Origin of the sequence: Pseudomonas sp. PDM22 (genome assembly GCF_014851965.1) — a bacterium.
Taxonomy (GTDB): domain Bacteria; phylum Pseudomonadota; class Gammaproteobacteria; order Pseudomonadales; family Pseudomonadaceae; genus Pseudomonas.
In genome coordinates, this window is sequence record NZ_JACVAR010000002.1 from 21,818 (window position 1) to 39,047 (window position 17,230).

Annotated in this window: 14 protein-coding genes, 1 tRNA gene and 1 pseudogene; 11 read left to right on the forward strand and 5 right to left on the reverse strand. The window is 61.0% G+C overall.

Annotated elements, in window-relative coordinates; genetic code table 11:
* Positions 1 to 3 precede the first annotated feature (3 nt).
* Positions 4 to 1,221: a type II secretion system F family protein gene (locus IB255_RS05805; RefSeq protein ID WP_081517372.1), complete on the reverse strand. Its 1,218-nt coding sequence runs from the start codon at positions 1,219 to 1,221 to the stop codon at positions 4 to 6.
* Between the two features lie 3 nt (positions 1,222 to 1,224).
* On the reverse strand, positions 1,225 to 2,928 hold the full coding sequence (pilB, locus tag IB255_RS05810; protein ID WP_081517373.1) for a type IV-A pilus assembly ATPase PilB: 1,704 nt from the start codon (positions 2,926 to 2,928) through the stop codon (positions 1,225 to 1,227).
* Between the two features lie 228 nt (positions 2,929 to 3,156).
* Between pilB and IB255_RS05815 the strand changes: the two genes are divergently transcribed.
* The 4 genes from IB255_RS05815 (at position 3,157) to IB255_RS05830 (ending at position 7,353) form a co-directional block, all read left to right on the forward strand.
* On the forward strand, positions 3,157 to 3,570 hold the full coding sequence (locus IB255_RS05815; RefSeq protein ID WP_081517374.1) for a pilin: 414 nt from the start codon (positions 3,157 to 3,159) through the stop codon (positions 3,568 to 3,570).
* Positions 3,571 to 3,638: 68 nt separating this feature from the next.
* Positions 3,639 to 5,588 (forward strand): hypothetical protein, encoded by a 1,950-nt coding sequence (locus IB255_RS05820; protein ID WP_081517375.1) that lies wholly within the window; start codon positions 3,639 to 3,641, stop codon positions 5,586 to 5,588.
* A gap of 41 nt (positions 5,589 to 5,629) precedes the next feature.
* Positions 5,630 to 6,766: a glycosyltransferase family 2 protein gene (locus tag IB255_RS05825; protein WP_225594748.1), complete on the forward strand. Its 1,137-nt coding sequence runs from the start codon at positions 5,630 to 5,632 to the stop codon at positions 6,764 to 6,766.
* Positions 6,763 to 7,353: a class I SAM-dependent methyltransferase gene (locus IB255_RS05830; protein ID WP_081517377.1), complete on the forward strand. Its 591-nt coding sequence runs from the start codon at positions 6,763 to 6,765 to the stop codon at positions 7,351 to 7,353. Before IB255_RS05825 ends, IB255_RS05830 begins: the two co-directional genes overlap by 4 nt.
* On the opposite strand, the gene IB255_RS05835 is transcribed toward IB255_RS05830, so the two are convergent.
* Positions 7,340 to 7,741, reverse strand: coding sequence for a GtrA family protein (locus IB255_RS05835; RefSeq protein WP_168190491.1), 402 nt, complete (start codon positions 7,739 to 7,741; stop codon positions 7,340 to 7,342). The two genes, IB255_RS05830 and IB255_RS05835, sit on opposite strands and share 14 nt — an antisense overlap.
* A gap of 23 nt (positions 7,742 to 7,764) precedes the next feature.
* On the opposite strand from IB255_RS05835, the gene IB255_RS05840 reads away from it, so the two are divergent.
* The 3 genes from IB255_RS05840 (at position 7,765) to IB255_RS05850 (ending at position 9,731) form a co-directional block, all read left to right on the forward strand.
* Positions 7,765 to 8,472: a class I SAM-dependent methyltransferase gene (locus IB255_RS05840; protein WP_081517379.1), complete on the forward strand. Its 708-nt coding sequence runs from the start codon at positions 7,765 to 7,767 to the stop codon at positions 8,470 to 8,472.
* On the forward strand, positions 8,473 to 9,621 hold the full coding sequence (locus IB255_RS05845) for a glycosyltransferase family 4 protein (protein ID WP_081517380.1): 1,149 nt from the start codon (positions 8,473 to 8,475) through the stop codon (positions 9,619 to 9,621). It abuts the gene before it with no gap.
* A gap of 34 nt (positions 9,622 to 9,655) precedes the next feature.
* A tRNA-Thr gene (locus IB255_RS05850) sits at positions 9,656 to 9,731 on the forward strand.
* A gap of 58 nt (positions 9,732 to 9,789) precedes the next feature.
* Here the strand turns inward: IB255_RS05850 and galE are convergent.
* Positions 9,790 to 10,806 carry a UDP-glucose 4-epimerase GalE gene (gene galE, locus IB255_RS05855; RefSeq protein ID WP_081517381.1) on the reverse strand — a complete coding sequence of 339 codons (1,017 nt, stop codon included), beginning with the start codon at positions 10,804 to 10,806 and terminating at the stop codon, positions 9,790 to 9,792.
* Between the two features lie 108 nt (positions 10,807 to 10,914).
* Positions 10,915 to 11,763, reverse strand: coding sequence for a carboxylating nicotinate-nucleotide diphosphorylase (gene nadC, locus IB255_RS05860; RefSeq protein ID WP_081517382.1), 849 nt, complete (start codon positions 11,761 to 11,763; stop codon positions 10,915 to 10,917).
* Positions 11,764 to 12,041: 278 nt separating this feature from the next.
* On the opposite strand from nadC, the gene IB255_RS05865 reads away from it, so the two are divergent.
* The 4 genes and pseudogenes from IB255_RS05865 to IB255_RS31170 form a co-directional block, all read left to right on the forward strand.
* Positions 12,042 to 14,336 carry a DUF1631 domain-containing protein gene (locus tag IB255_RS05865; protein WP_081517383.1) on the forward strand — a complete coding sequence of 765 codons (2,295 nt, stop codon included), beginning with the start codon at positions 12,042 to 12,044 and terminating at the stop codon, positions 14,334 to 14,336.
* A gap of 75 nt (positions 14,337 to 14,411) precedes the next feature.
* Positions 14,412 to 14,984: a 1,6-anhydro-N-acetylmuramyl-L-alanine amidase AmpD gene (gene ampD / locus IB255_RS05870; protein ID WP_081517384.1), complete on the forward strand. Its 573-nt coding sequence runs from the start codon at positions 14,412 to 14,414 to the stop codon at positions 14,982 to 14,984.
* Positions 14,981 to 15,823 (forward strand): regulatory signaling modulator protein AmpE, encoded by an 843-nt coding sequence (gene ampE / locus IB255_RS05875; protein WP_192209877.1) that lies wholly within the window; start codon positions 14,981 to 14,983, stop codon positions 15,821 to 15,823. Before ampD ends, ampE begins: the two co-directional genes overlap by 4 nt.
* A 1,194-nt stretch (positions 15,824 to 17,017) precedes the next feature.
* A pseudogene (locus tag IB255_RS31170) lies at positions 17,018 to 17,221 on the forward strand (HAMP domain-containing protein); the annotation flags it as partial.
* Between the last annotated feature and the right edge of the window lie 9 nt (positions 17,222 to 17,230).

Genomic DNA, 17,230 nt, shown 5'->3' on the forward strand with positions numbered 1-17,230 from the left:
GGGTTATACGACGTTGCCCAGTTGGAAGATCGGCAGGTACATGGCGATGATCAAACCGCCGACCAGCACACCCAGGACGGCCATGATCATGGGCTCCATGAGGGTGGTGAGGTTGTCGACGGCGTTGTCCACTTCCTCTTCGTAATAGCTGGCAACCTTGTCGAGCATGGCGTCCAGGGAGCCGGACTCTTCACCGATCGCGGCCATTTGCACGGCCATGCTGGGGAATACGCCGGTGGTGCGCATGGAGAAGTTCAGCTGCGTACCGGAGGAGACGTCCTGCTTGATCTTGTTCACCGCAGTGCGGAACACAACGTTGCCGGTGGCCCCGGATACGGAGTCCAGAGCCTCGACAAGTGGTACACCTGCCGCGAAGGTGGTGGACAGCGTACGTGCGTAACGGGCTACGGCGGATTTGTAGAGGATATCGCCGACGACCGGTGTCTTCAGGATGGCGCGATCCATGCCGTCTCTGAACTTCTCCGAGCGTCGATGGACTTCACGGAAGGCAAAGGCTGCCGCAAACAACAGAATCAGGACGATGAACCACCATTCCTGAAGCGCTTCGGAAATCGAGATCACCATGCGGGTGAATGCGGGGAGTTCTGCGCCGAAGTTGGCGAATACCGACTGGAACTGCGGAACGACCTTAATCAGGAGAATGGCCGAAACCACGATGGCCACGACGACTACCGCGATGGGGTAGGTCATTGCCTTCTTGATCTTCGCTTTCAGGGACTCGGTCTTTTCCTTGTAGGTGGCGACACGGTCGAGCAGCGACTCCAGCGCACCGGATTGCTCACCGGCGTCAACCAGATTGCAGTAGAGGTCGTCGAAGTACTGCGGCTTCTTGCGCAGGGAGTTGGCCAGGCTGTTGCCGGATGCCACCTCCTGTTTGACCTCATCGACCAGCTTGCGCATGTTCGGGTTCTCGAAGCCTTCGCCAATGATGTCGAAGGATTGGAGCAAGGGCACGCCCGACCCCATCATCGTCGCCATCTGGCGAGTGAAGAGGGCGATATCCATGGGCTTGATCTTCTTGCCCTTGCTGAATAGCGAGATGCTCTTCTTGCGAACCTTGGTCGGGTTGATCCCCTGCTTGCGCAGTTGGGCCTTGACCAGTGCCGTGTTGGTCCCGGAAAGCTCCCCTTTGACTTTCCCGCCCTTGCGATCAGTACCTTCCCAGGAGAAGACACTGGTCCTCAATGCTTTATCCGCCATGGATTAATCCTTGGTCACGCGGTTGACTTCTTCGAGGCTGGTGATGCCTTGCATGGCCTTCAGCAGTCCCGAAGTGCGCAGATCGTTGAAGCCTTCTTTGCGGGCCTGTTCGGCGATCTGAATGGAGTTGCCTTCCTCCATGATAATCCGCTGCAGGGCTGGCGTGATTTTAACCACTTCATAAATACCCAAGCGTCCCTTGTATCCACCCTTGCAATTGTCGCACCCGACCGGTGAATACAATTTGAAGGTTCCGATCTTTTCTTCCGGGAAACCCTCATGGAGCAGGGCTTCCCGCGGAACGTCGTGTTCCTTCTTGCAGTGAGGGCAGAGTTTGCGAGCCAGGCGCTGGGCGATGATGAGGTTGGTGGACGTAGCCAGGTTGAAGGAGGCAACGCCCATGTTCAGCAGGCGGGTCAGGGTTTCGGCAGCGCTGTTGGTGTGCAGGGTGGACATCACCATGTGGCCGGTCTGTGCCGCCTTGATGGCGATCTCGGCGGTTTCCAGGTCGCGGATCTCGCCGACCATGATCACGTCCGGGTCCTGGCGCAGGAAGGCGCGCAGCGCCTGGGCGAAGTCCATGCCCTGGCGCGGGTTGACGTTGACCTGGTTGATGCCTTCCAGGTTGATTTCCACCGGATCTTCCGCCGTGGAAATGTTGATGTCCGGGGTGTTGAGGATGTTGATGCCGGTGTACAGCGAGACGGTCTTGCCCGAGCCGGTGGGGCCGGTCACGAGGATCATGCCCTGCGGTTGCTTGAGCGCATCGAGATAGAGCTGCTTCTGCGGCTCTTCATAACCCAGGGCATCGATGCCCATCTGCGCGCTGGACGAGTCGAGAATCCGCATCACGATCTTCTCGCCCCAGAGGGTCGGCAGGGTGTTGACGCGGAAGTCGATGGACTTGGTCTTGGACACCCGCATCTTGATGCGGCCGTCCTGGGGTTTGCGGCGTTCGGAGATGTCCAGGCCCGCCATGACCTTCAGGCGTGCGGAAATACGACTGGCCAGTTGGATCGGCGGTTTGGCGACCTCGTGCAGCATGCCGTCGGTACGGAAGCGTACGCGGTAGATTTTCTCGTAAGGCTCGAAGTGCAGGTCGGACGAGCCGCCCTTGATGGCGTCCAGCAGCATCTTGTTGACGAAGCGCACCACCGGAGCATCGTCTGCAGCCTCACCTGCTGCATCGTCCCGGGGCTCGGCATTACCGCTCTCGATATCGAGCCCATCCAGATCAACGTCGCCAAGGTCGTCCAGGCCGCCGGTGACGCTTTCGAAGATCTTTTCAATCATTTCACCGAGCTTGTCGTCCTCGACGAGGATGGCTTCGGTGGTCAGGCCAGTGCTGAACTGTACGTCGGTGATCGCCTGGTGATTGGTCGGGTCGGACAGCCCCACGAACAGTTTGTTGCCGCGGCGCCAGAGCGGGATCACGCGATGCTGACGGATGAGCTTCTCGGTGACCAGTTCCTTCGGAATTGACTCTCGGTCGATGCCAGAAAGGTCGCAATAGGCGATGCCGAACTGATCCGCGGCCAGTTCCGTCAGTGGTCGGCTTTTTACCAGCTTGTTCTGCACAAGGTAGGTAACCAGCGACAGCTTGTTCCGTTGCGCCTGGAGTTGCGCCTGCTGGGCGCTCTTCTCGTCCAGCAGTTCGGAGTGCACCAGTTGGCGGGCGAGGCCGGAGAGCACGACTTGATCGTTCATACAGAGATGGCCGAATGATGTATTGCATGCCTTATATCGTAGATGCTCGGTGGAGCCAAACCGGGTTATTTGGAGTGCCGAAATTTGTCACTTGCTGCGAAAAATCGTACGGCACATTGCCGGTAATTCGCACAAGTCCCGCCGAATGCGGTGTATGCCGATCTGGCATGGAACCTGCTTCCTTCGAATTCAGGTCCTACGACCTCTTCTAAAAACCTGGAGAGAATTATGAAAGCTCAAAAAGGCTTTACTCTGATCGAACTGATGATCGTGGTTGCGATCATCGGCATCCTGGCCGCCATCGCTCTGCCGGCTTATCAGGATTACACCCGTAAGGCCCGCGTTTCCGAAGTGGTGCTGGCTGCCAGCTCCGCTCGTACTTGCGTGACTGAAATTGTACAGTCGGCTGGTACTACTACTTTCGACTCCCTCGACTCCTGCGCTGCTTCCTTTGTTTCGACCCAGTTCGTGTCTGGCCTGACCGTAGGTGCGGCTGACGGTGAAATTGAGGCTACTGGTAACGCTACCACCATTGGCGAAGCCGTTACCGTAACTCTGAAGCCTACCTTCAGTGGCAACGCAATCACCAGCTGGACTTGCACCGGTACTCCGGAGCGCCTGATGCCGGGCTCCTGCCGTTAATAGCGGATCCTGGTAGAAGAAGGCGCGCCTCGGCGCGCCTTCTTTATTTCTGATGGAGAGTGATTGAGGTGGCAGTGCGCAGTATCTCGCTTAGATTTATTGGCTTTTTGATGATTCTCACCGTGGGCTGGGGATTGGCGATCGGCAAGGATTTGGGCTGGGATCTCATGAACCACCACTTCTATCTGCCGTACGCGTGGGCTAGTGGTCACCTGAGTCAAGATTTTTTCGCCGCCGGGCCGCAAAGTTACCAAAACCCGTTGGGCTACTTTCCTTTCTACTTCATGGTAATTGCGGGTTGGCCTTCATGGCTGGTCGGGACGACATTAGGCGCCCTGCATGCCCTGAACGTTGTTGTTATTTATCTTATATCTCGCCTTCTCTGGCCAAATTCGTATGGCTGGAGCATTGTTGCCACTACGATGGCGTGGCTTGCACCGATCTTTCTAGTTTTGGTCGCTAGCACTTCCGTTGATGTTCTATCCAGTGTTCTGGTGTTGTCTTGTCTGCTGGGATTGCTTTGGCGAACAGAGCACGCGGCCAGCCGGTCCAGCCTGATCGGGCTGTGCGCGGTGCTCGTCGCTCTGGCGTTTTCTATCAAGCTCAGCAACTTCATCTTTGTCATTTCCTGTTCGATAGTGCTTCTGGTTCAGTCCTGGCGAACGAGCGGTTGGGGCTACGATTGGCTGGCTTGGTGTCTGGGCGGCGTCTTTGGCGCGGTGCTAGGAATGGGCTGGTATTCCTGGGAGATGTATCAGCAGTTTGGTAATCCCGTGTTTCCCCTGGCGAATGGAATATTCCATTCGCCCTTTGCTCCTGATCAGACGATTTCGGCGGGGCGATTCACTGTGTCGTTCAGTGATGTCTTCTCCTTGCCTTTGCGTTTGATGGAAATGCGCCGGTTTATCTATTACGAAGGTTTCGCCCCCGATTTGCGCTTTGCAGCCCTGGCGTTGGTCTTGCTGGTTACGCTCGGGTTGTTATGCTTCCGCCCCCTTCGAAACGCCGTAGTTTCACAACTCACCCGGCATGATGTATCGCTGCTGGCATTTACTGCACTGTCATATGTTATTTGGGCGACGGTCTCCGGGAATGGTCGCTATGTCGTCCCCTTGTTCCTGGTCGCTGGCCTTCTTGTTGTGCGCGGAATTTATTTGCTGGCACCGGGGAAGGTCGGGCGTTTTTTTGCGGTGGCACTGCTGTTGCTGCAAGGGTTCTACGGTTTTACTGCGACGGACTTCCGATTCTCCGCCGAGCCTTGGGACGATGAGCCTTTCTTCAAGGTCCAGGTTGCGCCGCAACTGCGCGAAGAGTCTGCGCTTCATCTTCTGCTGGGAGTGCAGACCAACGCCTCTGTCCTGGCGGCTGCTGGTCTCAATGGTAGTTTGAGTAACCCTGTCGGGCAGATGTCCATCCCCATGAGCGGGGCGCCGGGGGATCGATTGAAGGCATTGCTGGCGATCTACCAGGGCCGAGTAAGGGCAGTCTTCCCCGATTTCCGGTCGCCATTGCCGGAGAGCATGCAGAAGTCCAAGCAGCGTATCGATCAAGTCCTTTACCGATTCGGATTGACGGTGGATGTGCAAGATTGCCTGCCGATACAGGTCTCGGTTGCGGACAAGGAAGGGCATCCGATATTTGCCTGGGTGCAACGGCAGAATATGTTCATCGGAAAAGGCGGTGGTCCTCGGTTTGTGAGTTGTCGCCTTGAGGAGCGCCAAGGTCGTGACCTTGCCTTCGAAGGCGAGCGAGCTACTGCCGATCAAGTTTTCGCCGTACTGGAACAGAAGTGTCCCAATCTCTACGGACCGCGAGGTTTGCCAACGGAGTGGAGCGGCACCGCCTGGCAGCGCTTCTATCCCAACTCAGACTCGACCGTACTGGTCTCCCGCGAAGAGGGTGTCACTGGCCGTATTCTGCGTGCTCCCCTGGATCGTCGCTTCGGCTCGTTCGACGAGGTTCTTCACGGTCAAGGCAATTTCGATTGCGCTGCTCCCAATATGCGAACGCCGGATTAAGTATGAATTGCGACGTACCCCGTTTGGAGTTAACCATCCTAATGCCTTGCCTCAATGAGGCGGAGACCGTGAGTGACTGTGTCTCGAAGGCTCGCGCTTTCCTGACGCGCAACAATGTGCTCGGTGAGGTGCTTGTTGCCGATAATGGCTCTACCGATGGCTCTCAGGCACTGGCCGTGGCTGCTGGTGCCCGAGTGGTCGATATTGCTGCGCGCGGATATGGCGCTGCGCTTATCGGCGGCGTTGAGGCTGCCAACAGTCGATTCGTCATCATGGGCGATGCCGACGACAGTTATGACTTCGAACGCCTTGAAGGCATGCTGGAGAGGTTGCGCGAAGGCTATGAGCTGGTCATGGGCAACCGTTTCGCTGGTGGAATCGAGAAGGGCGCCATGCCCTTCCTGCATCGCTACCTCGGCAACCCGGTCCTGAGCTTCATCGGGCGACTGTTCTTCAAGGCGCCGGTGGGGGATTTCCACTGCGGCTTGCGCGGGTTTTCCCGTGAGGCGATCCTGAAGCTGGACCTGAATTCCCCTGGTATGGAGTTCGCCAGCGAGATGGTCGTGAAGGCTTCGCTGCAAAAGCTGCGTATCTGTGAGGTGCCGATCACGCTGTCTCCGGACGGACGTTCGCGCCCGCCGCATCTGCGTACCTGGCGCGATGGCTGGCGACACCTGAAGTTCCTGCTGATCTTCAGCCCGCACTGGCTGTTCTTCGTTCCGGGCCTGCTGCTGTTCGTGCTCAGTTCCCTGCTGATGGTGGTCATCGACTTCCACCCCATCGTGGTCAGGGACGTCGGGTTGGACGTCCACACCCTGGTGTATGCCGGCGCCGGTATTCTGCTGGGCTTGCAGATGGTGTTTTTCTCGGTCTTCAGTCGGCTGGTTGGCATGACCTCAGGATGGCTGCCCATCGATGCCCGATGGATGGCCGCACTTTCGCGGGTCACGCTGGAGCGTGGCATCCTGCTGTCCCTCGCGCTTTTTGCATTCGGCGGCTGGATGACCTGGGAAGCCCTGCTGATCTGGAGCGAAGGTGGGTTCGGCGCGCTAGACCCGCGGGTGGTGATGCGCTGGGTCGTTCCCTCGGTGACTGCCATTGCACTGGGTGGCGAGGTTTTCCTCGCGGCCTTTTTCCTCGAGACGCTGCGAATTCCTGCTCGGAAAGCCATTGCATGAATCCATACAGATTGCGAATCGCCGATTACCTGTTGCCCGTGGTCAGCGGATTGGGCGAATTGAACAAGGTGCTGGACTTCGGCAGCGGCGACGGCTGGTTTGCCAGTCGCTTCAATGCCCTGGACGGGGTGAAGAGCCTGACTGCGCTCGACGTGAAGCGCCGCCCGAACGTGCACTTCGAGCCGCAGATCTATACGCCTGGCGAGGCGATTCCATTCCCGGATGGCAGTTTCGATCTGGTCTACTCGATCGATGTCCTGCATCACTGCGAGGACCCGTTCTATCAACTGGATGAGCTGTCCCGGGTTTCCGGCCGCTATCTGTTGATCAAGGATCATGCCTACCGGACATCAGTGGGGCGCTGGACGCTGGCTGTGCTCGATGAGCTGGGAAACCGCCGTTTCGGTATTCCCTCGCTCTATCAATATCAGCATGGTAGCAGCTGGACCGATCACCTCAGTCGCCGGGGCTGGAGGCTCAAGGCAAAGGTGATGCCCATGAAGTGCCATAGCGGAATCCTCGGATTGGCCACCAACGGGCTGCAGTACTACGCCCTCTACGAGCGGCAGGCGGCTACTTCTTCCTGAAGCTCCAGTCTCGGTGGATCGTGAAGTTGAGGATCGTCATGCAGACCGCCAGGATGGCACTGGCCACGAGGTAGTGAATACCGACGACCGAAACCAGTACCGCCATCAGCGCCAGGTTGATGGTGAACAGGCCTATATTGGCGGACAGGTATCGAGAGAACTCGACGAGTGCTGGCATTTGGGTGGTGCTGAATGTCCAGCGACGATTAAGTGCCCAACCCAGCGTATTGGCGATCAATATGGAAATGACCATCGAGACGAGATAATGAAGCCCGAATATATCGGTCGCTACATATAGAGTTGCAAGGTTGATCAGGAAACAAAGTCCGCCAATGGTGATGAACCGGTAATAACGGTGATCCTTCAGTATATTAGCGATTGGAATCAATTTTATCGTCTGCGGAGAGTAGTATGGCTGGAAGACTGAATTCGCCGATCTGGCGCCATGATGCCTTCGTCCTCAGGCGATTGCAAACGGTGGTCCAGGCCGTTGTCAAGGCTTTGAGCGCTCGTGAAGTATTGAGCAAGAGTGCTCGAGTTGTGGACTTTGGTTGTGGCGATGCGCCTTATAAAAGTCTGTTCGATTCTTCTTGTCGTGAATATTTGCGTTGTGATCTCGAAGGCAGTGATCTGGCGGATGTGCATTTCAAGGAGAATGAAGAGTTACCTCTCGAATCGCACACCGCAGATTGCGTGGTGTCTTTCCAGGTACTTGAGCATGTGTGGGAAGTTCAACACTATCTCGCGGAGTGCAAGCGCGTGCTCCGGCCGGAAGGACGCCTGATCCTGTCGACTCACGGTGTCTGGCTTTATCACCCGCATCCCGGCGATTACCGGCGCTGGACGGGCGATGGTTTGCGCAAGGAGCTGGAACTGGCTGGGTTCGAAGTGCTGGAGGTGCATCCGGTCGTTGGTCCCTTGGCCTGGACCACACAATTCCGCAGCCTGGCTTACCATCACCTGTTCTCCCGCCTAGGATGGCTGGGAAGGGCTGTCTCCGCGGTAGTCTGCACCCTGATGTATGGTCGGATGTGGGTCGAGGACAGGGTCACGCCCGCTTCCATCCGGGATACCAACGCCTCGGTTTATCTGCTTGTCGCCAAGCCAGTGGTGAAGTAGTTGCCTGCGAACGAAACCGCTCCCCGAGTCCTTCAGGTCAGTGCTTTCTATCCCGCGCACGGCGGGGGAATCGAGGTCGTGGCAGGCAAGCTGGCCGAGGGGCTGGCCAGTGAAGGTGTCCAGGTTGCCTGGATGGCGGGAGGACTCGCGGAGGAGGCTCCCGCAGGGGGCGATGGCCTGCGGATCGAGCGGGCTTCGGCCATCGACTTCTGTGAGCGGTACCTGGGCTTGCCTTTGCCGTTGTGGGGGCTGGCGAGTCTGCGCAAGCTGTGGAAAGAGGTCCGCTGCGCTCAGCTGGTTCAGGTTCACGACTATCTCTATTTCCCGTCCCTGATCACGTTGCTGTTCGCGTGGTGCCTGCGCCGTCCGGTGGTGGTGACACAACATATCGGCTGGATCGAATTCAACTCTGCTGCCGCCCGGTTCATCCTGCGCCTGCTCAATAACACTCTGGGGCGGTTCGTGCTTTCCCGGGTAGGGCGCGTTGTCTATGTGTCGCGCCCCGTGGCGGATTACTGGGCGGGAATTCTGCGTAGTGAGCAGCCTGGGGACGTCATCCCAAACGGTGTCGATCATCAGCGATATTCCCCAGCGGCTCCTGCTTCGCGGGGTGGGGGGCTGGAATTCCTCTTCGTGGGCAGGTTCGTCGAGAAAAAGGGCATTGATCTGCTCAGAGCGTGTCTCGACATTCCCGGCATCCACTGGACATTCGTCGGCTGGGGGCCGCTGTCGCCCAGGCTATGGGGGCTGTCAGAGCAGATCACGGTGGTGGAGGGGCTGAGGGCTGAGGAAGTCGTGCGCTACTACCAGCAAGCCGATCTCCTGGTGCTCCCTAGCAAGGGGGAGGGGTTCCCCCTCGTCATCCAGGAGTCGCTCGCCTGCGGTACGCCCGTGTTGGTCAGTGACGAGGTGCGGATGGCGTTTCCCAGTCTGGATGAGCGTTGCGTATTTGCTGCGGATGTCTCCGGCCCTGATGCCCTGATCCAGTTGCGGCAGGCTTTGAGCAGGCTGGCGAGAGAGCCGGATACCTTGCGCCAGGTGCGCCCCTATGCAGAACAACTGTCGCGCCAATGGTCCTGGGAAAGCTGCGTTCAGGCCTATCTGGGCATCTATCAAGACCTGGCACGCTCGTTTTCGGGCTGCAATTGATTCGCGCATAGGTGGCTGATAAAGTGCCCCCGCCGCCGGTGTAGCTCAGTCGGTAGAGCAGCTCATTCGTAATGAGAAGGTCGGGGGTTCGATTCCTCTTACCGGCACCATCTTCAGCAAAAAGCCCCGCTTTCGAGCGGGGCTTTTTGTTTTCCGGCTTCCGGAAACTCAGGCGTAGCCGCTGGGGTTCTGGCTCTGCCAGTTCCAGGCATCGCGGCACATGTCTTCGATGTCGCGGGCGGCGCTCCAGCGCAGTTCTGTGCCGGCCAGGGCCGGGTCGGCGTGGTAGCTGGCGATGTCGCCATCGCGGCGGGGCAGGAACTGGAAGGGCAGTTCGTGGCCGCAGGCCTTTTCGTAGGCGCGGATGATCTCCAGCACGCTGTAGCCGCGGCCGGTGCCTATGTTGAAGGTCTTCGCGCCGTTGGCGCCATCCAGCCAGCGCAGGGCGCTGAGGTGGGCGTTGGCCAGGTCGACGACGTGCAGGTAGTCGCGCACGCCGGTGCCGTCCGGGGTGGCGTAATCGTTGCCGAACACGCGAATGAACGGCTGCTTGCCGGTGGCGACCTGGGAGACGTAGGGCATCAGGTTGTTGGGGATGCCGTTGGGGTCTTCGCCGATGCGCCCGCTGGCGTGGGCACCCACTGGATTGAAGTAGCGCAGGATGGCCATGGTCCACTGCGGGTCGGCGTGGGCGATGTCGCGCAGGGCGATTTCCGCCATCAGCTTGGACTGGCCGTACGGGCTGGCCGGGTCGGTGGGAGCGTCCTCGCGGATCGGGCTTTCGGCCGCCAGGCCGTAGACCGTGGCGGAGGAGCTATAGATGAAGCGCTTCACGCCATGGCGTTGCATGACCTGGCAGAGGGTGACGGTGCCGGCGAAGTTGGTCTGGTAGTAGGCGATGGGGTCGGCCACCGACTCGGCGACGGACTTCAGGCCGGCGAGGTGAATGGTGGCGTCGATCTCGTGTTCGCCGAACAGGCGGTCGAGGACGGCTTCGTCACGGACATCGCCTTCGACGAAGGGGATTGCCTGGCCGGTGAGTTGCTCGATGCGCTGCAGCGGGATGGCCGAGCTGTTGCTCAGGTTGTCGAGGACGACGGGGTGGAAGCCCTGCTCGATCAGTTCCAGACAGATGTGGGAGCCGATGTAGCCACAGCCCCCGGTCAGCAGAATCCTTTTCGTCATGATCGCGCTCTTGCTCCCTTCGCTGTTCGCCGATTCGTGAGCGCCTGAGTATGTCAGAGGCGCACGAATCGGCACTATCAGAGGCAGCGTGAACGCGGGTAGGAAATTTTACAGGCTCAGCCGCATCGACAGATCCAGCGCCTTGACGTCCTTGGTCAGGGTGCCGATGGATATGTAGTCCACGCCGGTCTCGGCGATGGTGCGCAGGCTGCTCTCGGTGATGCCGCCCGAGGCCTCCAGCTTGGCGCGGCCAGCGGTGAGGGCGACGGCGGTGCGCATGTCGTCCAGGCTCAGCTCGTCGAGCATGACGATATCGGCGCCGGCCTCCAGGGCCTGGCGCAGTTCGTCGAGGTCTTCCACTTCAATCTCCACCGGCTTGCCGGGAGCGATCCGGTGAGCCGCTGCAATGGCCTGGGCGATACCGCCGCAAGCGGCGATATGGTTTTCCTTGATCAGGAAAGCGTCATACAGGCCGATACGGTGGTTATGGCAGCCGCCGCAGGTGATCGCGTACTTCTGCGCCAGGCGCAGGCCCGGCAGGGTCTTTCGGGTGTCGAGCAGCTTCACGCCGGTGCCTTCCACCAGGTCGGCATAGTGCCGGGCGCGGGTGGCGGTGCCGGAGAGCAGCTGGAGGAAGTTCAGCGCGCTGCGCTCGCCGGTAAGCAGGGCGCGGGCCGGGCCTTCCAGGGTGAACAGGGTCTGGTCGGCGCTGACCTGCTCGCCATCGCGGACCTGCCATTTCACCAGTACGCGCGGATCGACCTGGCGGAATACCTCGTCGACCCAGGCGGTGCCGGCGAGGGTGGCGTTCTCGCGGGTGATGATGCGGGCGCTGGCGTCGCGCTCGGCAGGGATCAGCTGGGCAGTGATGTCGCCGCTGCCGACGTCTTCGGCCAGTGCGGCGCGGACGTTGGCCTGGATTTCCCCGGAAAGCTCGGCGAGGGTGAGGTTCGGCATGGAAGGCTCCTGTTCGCAGTGGCGCGATTATACGGGGGACGGCGGGCGGCGTGCAGGGAGGGCAGCTTTTTGGACCGTCGTACAATCTGTCGGACGGACGGCGGGCGCTTCAGTGTGAATTTCTTCAAGAATGCGTGAAATGTCTCTTGGTTGTGTAAGAAGCTTCCCTATAATGACGTTGAATCTTTCCGCTTTTTGACGCCACTAAATTGACGTTACGGATGACGCTTCGATGACTGTTGGTGCCGCCAGACAGGTCTGACGGCAGGAGACTTGCGATGCAGAACGACGCGAACGTAGTGCCGCTGAACAAGTCGGCCACGGAAACCTCGCAGACTTCGTTCGCTGGACGCGTTCCGGCGGGGCTCGTCGCTGTCCGCGATAAGGTCGCCGTCCAGCTGCGTCATGCCATGCAGGCCCTGTTCGATAACGCCGACGACACCCTGTTCGAGATGGCCGATCGCGCCGCCAATAACGCCGAACAGAGCGCCTACTTCGAAGCCATGCGCGACCTGCGCCTCAAGCGCAAGGGCATCGAGCGCGGCTTCCTGCAGAAGGTCTTCGAGAATTTCGCCAACCTGAACCAGTATGAAATCGGCCGCGCGCCGGTGCTGGATACGGTTTCCTACGAAAATCTCACCCTGGTGCAGAACGACGAACTGGAAGAGTCCGTCGCCCTGGACGCCATGGTTGCCAAGGTGATTAGCCGCGACGGTGTCGCCCTCACGCATCTCACTACCCGTATCAATACCCTGGTCAGCAAGAAGGTCGAGGACAAGAGCAACCCGCTCGGTCCGCGCCAGCTGTGCGAGGCTTTCCTCGATGCCTGCCGCGGCCTGGGCGTGGAGATCAAGGTCAAGCTGATCATCCTCAAGCTCTTCGAGAAGTACGTGCTGGCCGACGCCGAGCACCTGTACGCGGAAGCCAACCAGACGCTGATCGCGCTGGGCGTGCTGCCGGAGCTGAAATCCGTCCCGCTGCGCCGTCCGCCGCAACGTACCGTACCCGGTAGCCAGGGGGCCGCGCCGTCCTCTGCTGCCGCTGAAGTGGGCGAGCAGGGCGTCCCCGGCCAGTACATGGATGCCGACAGCCAGGCCGCCTTCGCTGCCTTGCGCGATCTGCTCTCGCAAGTGCGCGGCAGTGCTGCCCCGGCACGCCCGATGCCGGCCGATGCGGTGCCTATTTCCAGTAATGACCTGATGCGCCTGCTGTCCCACCTGCAGTCGCATCTGCCGGCGCAGAGCATCGACGAGATCGACGTGCGCCAGCACCTGGATCACCTGCTGACCCGCGTCAGCAGCAAGAGCGGCCGTTCCCGCGTGGTCGGCCAGGTGGACGAAGACGTCATCAACCTCGTCTCCATGCTCTTCGAATTCATTCTCGATGACCGCACCCTGCCGGATTCGCTCAAGGCCCTGATCGGCCGCATGCAGATCCCGATGCTCAAGGTTGCGGTCCTCGACAAGAACTTCTTCAGCCGTGGCAGCCACCCGGCGCGTCGCCTGCTCAACGAGATCGCCTCGGCCGCCCTGGGCTGGGCGGAGCAGTCCGATGGCCAGCGTGACCACCTGTACCAGAAGATCGAGCAGGTGGTGATGCGTCTGCTGAACGACTTCGTCGACGACCCGGCGATCTTCTCCGAGCTGCTCGACGAGTTCATCTCCTTCACCGGCGACGAGCGCCGTCGCAGCGACCTGCTGGAGCAGCGCACCCGCGACGCCGAGGAGGGCCGCGCGCGCGCCGAACTGGCCCGCCAGGACGTTGAAGGTGTGCTCAATGAGCGCCTGCTGGGCCGCACCCTGCCCGAAGTGGTGGTGCGCCTGCTGCAGGAGGCCTGGAGCCAGGTCCTGCTGCTCACCTGCCTGAAGCACGGCACTCACTCCAGCGAGTGGGAAGCCGCGCTGGCGACCATGGACGACCTGATCTGGAGCGTCGAGCCCCACGAAGATCCGGATTCCCGTCTGCGCCTGCTGGAAATGGTCCCGCAACTGCTCAAGTCGCTGCGCGAAGGCCTGGCTTCGGCCGCCTTCGATCCGTTCTCCACCGGTGAATTCTTCAGTCGCCTGGAAGGGCTGCATGTGCAGGCCTTCCAGCGCTACAAGCAGGTCGAGGAAGCGCCGCTGCTCGATCTGGAAGACGACCTGCCGCTGCTCGACGACCCGCTGGATGCACCAGCAGCCGTCGCGCCTGCACCTGCACAGCCAGCCATGGTGGCGGTGGTCGAGGAGATCGTCCTCGCCTCGCCGGAACCGCCCCGCGCCGTAGAGCCCGAGGAGGCCTTTGCCGACGACGACGAGTCGCTGCGCAAGGTCGACGACCTGCGCGTCGGCAGCTGGGTGGAAATCCAGGAAGACGAAGAGCACAAGCTGCGCTGCAAGCTGGCTGCGGTGATCCGCCCGAGCGGTCGCTACATCTTCGTCAACCGCACCGGCATGAAGGTGCTGGAGAAGACCCGCATGAGCCTGGCCGTCGAGTTCCGCCGTAACGCCGTGCGCCTGCTCGACGACGCGCTGCTGTTCGACCGCGCCCTGGAGTCGGTGATCGGCAACCTGCGCCGCCTGAAGAACGCCTGAGCCCGCTGGCCGCGTGCCAGCGAGTTCATTTCCCCCGTCGCCTGCTTTAGAGTGGGGCTCTGCCAAGGAGTCTCCATGCAGATCGACCCCGAATCCGGCTGGTGCCTCGAAGCCCAGCGCTGCCCCTCGCCGAACTTCAACGCGCGCCCCGATGGCGAGGAAGTCTCGCTGCTGGTGATCCACAACATCAGCCTGCCGCCCGGCCAGTTCGGTACCTGCAAGGTGCAGGAGTTCTTCCAGAACCGCCTGGACGCCGATGAGCATCCGTACTTCGCCAGCATCTGCAGCCTGACCGTCTCGGCGCATTTCCTCATCGAGCGCGATGGTTCACTGTTCCAGTTCGTCTCCTGCAACGCGCGCGCCTGGCATGCCGGCGTGTCGCGCTTCGACGGCCGGGAGAACTGCAACGACTTCTCCATCGGCATCGAGCTCGAAGGCACCGATACCGAACCCTACAGCGAGCGTCAGTACGAGGTGCTGGCGCAACTGACACGGCAATTGCGCAAGGCGTACCCGGCCATCACCCCGGAGCGCATCCAGGGCCACTGCGATATCGCCCCGGAGCGCAAGACCGACCCGGGCGAGGCGTTCGACTGGACACGTTATTTTGCCGATATTGGCGCCGGCCTGAAGAAGGAGCCGACATGAGTTTCCTGGTGTTGTTGCTGGTCCTGCTGGTCGAGAAGTTCTCCGGTTGGCGGGCAAAGGTTCAGCGCGACGGCTGGTGGCTCGGCTGGCTGGATACCGTGGGCGGCGTGAAGTCGCTGGTGGCGCAACCCTGGCTCGGCCTGCTGGTGGCAATCCTGCCGCCGCTGCTGTTGCTCGCACTGCTGCTGACTCTTCTCGAACCGGTCGCCTACGGTCTGCTGGCGCTGCCGGTGCAGTTGCTGGTGGTGGTCTGGAGCTTGGGGCGTGGTGACGTGCTGCGCGCCATCGGACCGTTCCGCGATGCCTGGCGCCGTGAAGATGCCCAGGCCGCCTACCACGTCGCCGAGCGCGACCTGGGCGTGCAGGTGCAGGCCGATGGCGACGACGACCTGCTGGCTGTGGTCCAGGGCACGCTGGTGTGGGAGGCCTACCAGGCCTTCTTCGCCGTGATCTTCTGGTACGCGCTGCTCGGCCCGGTGGCCGCGCTGGCCTACCGGCTGCTCGCCATCGCCGCCGAGCAGGGTCGCCAGCCGGCGCTGCAGGAGCGCGCCGCGCAACTGCGGCATGCCTTCGACTGGTTGCCGTCGCGTGCGCTGGTGCTGAGTTTCGCCCTGGTGGGCAACTTCGTCGCGGTGACCCGCACCCTGCTGCACGACCTCCTGGCCTGGGACGTGCCTGCCGCTCGTCTGCTGGCCCGCGCCGGCTACGTCGCCGAAGACTTCAACGAAGGCGGCCTGGGCGCCAAGGGCGTCGCCAGCCTGGATGCGCTGTGGCAGCTGCTGGTGCGCTCTGCCGTGCTCTGGTACGCCATCTTCGCGATCTGGACACTGCTGCTCTGAGCCCGCGGATCGGGCCGGCGCCCGCCGGTCCGATGATGGCATTTTAACCTTAAGTTACAGAACTCCCCGCCGATATCAGGTACACATCGAAACCAAAGCGTGAGGTGACGGCCACTGCAGGACAGTGACCGGCCGGTGAGCGCTCGTGGCGACGGCCCGTCCAGGGGCGCGCCGTACCATCCCCGACAAGCGACATAACAATAACGGGAACAGGAGACGTCTTTCGTGAGGACCGTGCTCTATCCGGCCATCGCGCTGATGAACCGTCTGAGCTTCGGCATGAAGTTCAGCCTGATCAGTGTGCTGTTCTTTCTGCCGATGCTGATTACCAACTTCTACCTGGTGCGCGATTCCTACGGGCAGTTCGTCAGTACCCGCGCCGAACTGGAAAGCCTGTCGCTGATCAGCGACGGCCTGAAGATTCGCCGCCACCTCGAGTCCTACAACGACCTGTTGCAGATCAATGGGATTCTCGGACAGTCCAACAAGTCCGCGGGCATCGATTCGCGCATCGGCCAATTGCACAAGGACCTGCAGGCACAGATCGGCGCTTTGCAGCCGGTCACGCAGGACGCCGAGCAGATCGCCGAGTTCAATGCCAAGCGCGACGAACTGCTGGCCAGCTTGAAGGGGGTGGACGCCGAGGGGTCGCTGCAGAGCAAGTCGGCCATGGCCGCGCGCCTGCTCAGCGAAGTGCAGGTCTTCAACAAGCTGCTGGTATCCCAGGCCGGCCTGAGCCAGGACGACGCCCGCGACCTGCGCCAGCTCGCCGAGCTGATCACCTCCGGTACCCCGCAGGTTACTGAAACCCTCAGCCAGGGGCGCACCATGGGGGCCAGCGCGCTGGGGCAGGGTTTCCTCAACTCTTCCACCAGCGGCAAGCTGGATGACCTGCTGCAGGAGCTGGAGAAGCTGCACGCCGAGTACGGGCTCAAGCTGCAGGAAGCCCTGGGCGCGAGCCCGGCGGCGCAGAGCGCGCTGTCCGACGACGCCCAGGCGAGCCGCGAAACGATCAAGAGCATGGGCAAACTGTTCGAGGACAAGGTGGTGATGGCCGACACCCTCGACACGCCGTGGCTCGACTTCTACGAGCAGGTCAGCAAGGCGATGGATCAGACCTATCGCCTGGATGACCATGTCCTGCAATTCTTTGATGGCCAGTTGCAGTCCCGCCTGGCCAGCAAGCAGCGGCAGATGGTGCTGCTGGTCGTCGCGCTGCTGGTGGTGTTCGTCTCCATCGTCTACCTCTACGGAGGCTTCTACGTTTCCACCCGCACCACCCTGAAGAGCCTGGGCAAGATGATGGAGCGCGTCGCTTCCGGCGACATGACCGTCAACTTCCAGGCCCAGAGCCGCGACGAACTGGGTGAACTGGGCGATGCCTTCAACCAGACGGTGTCGAAGATC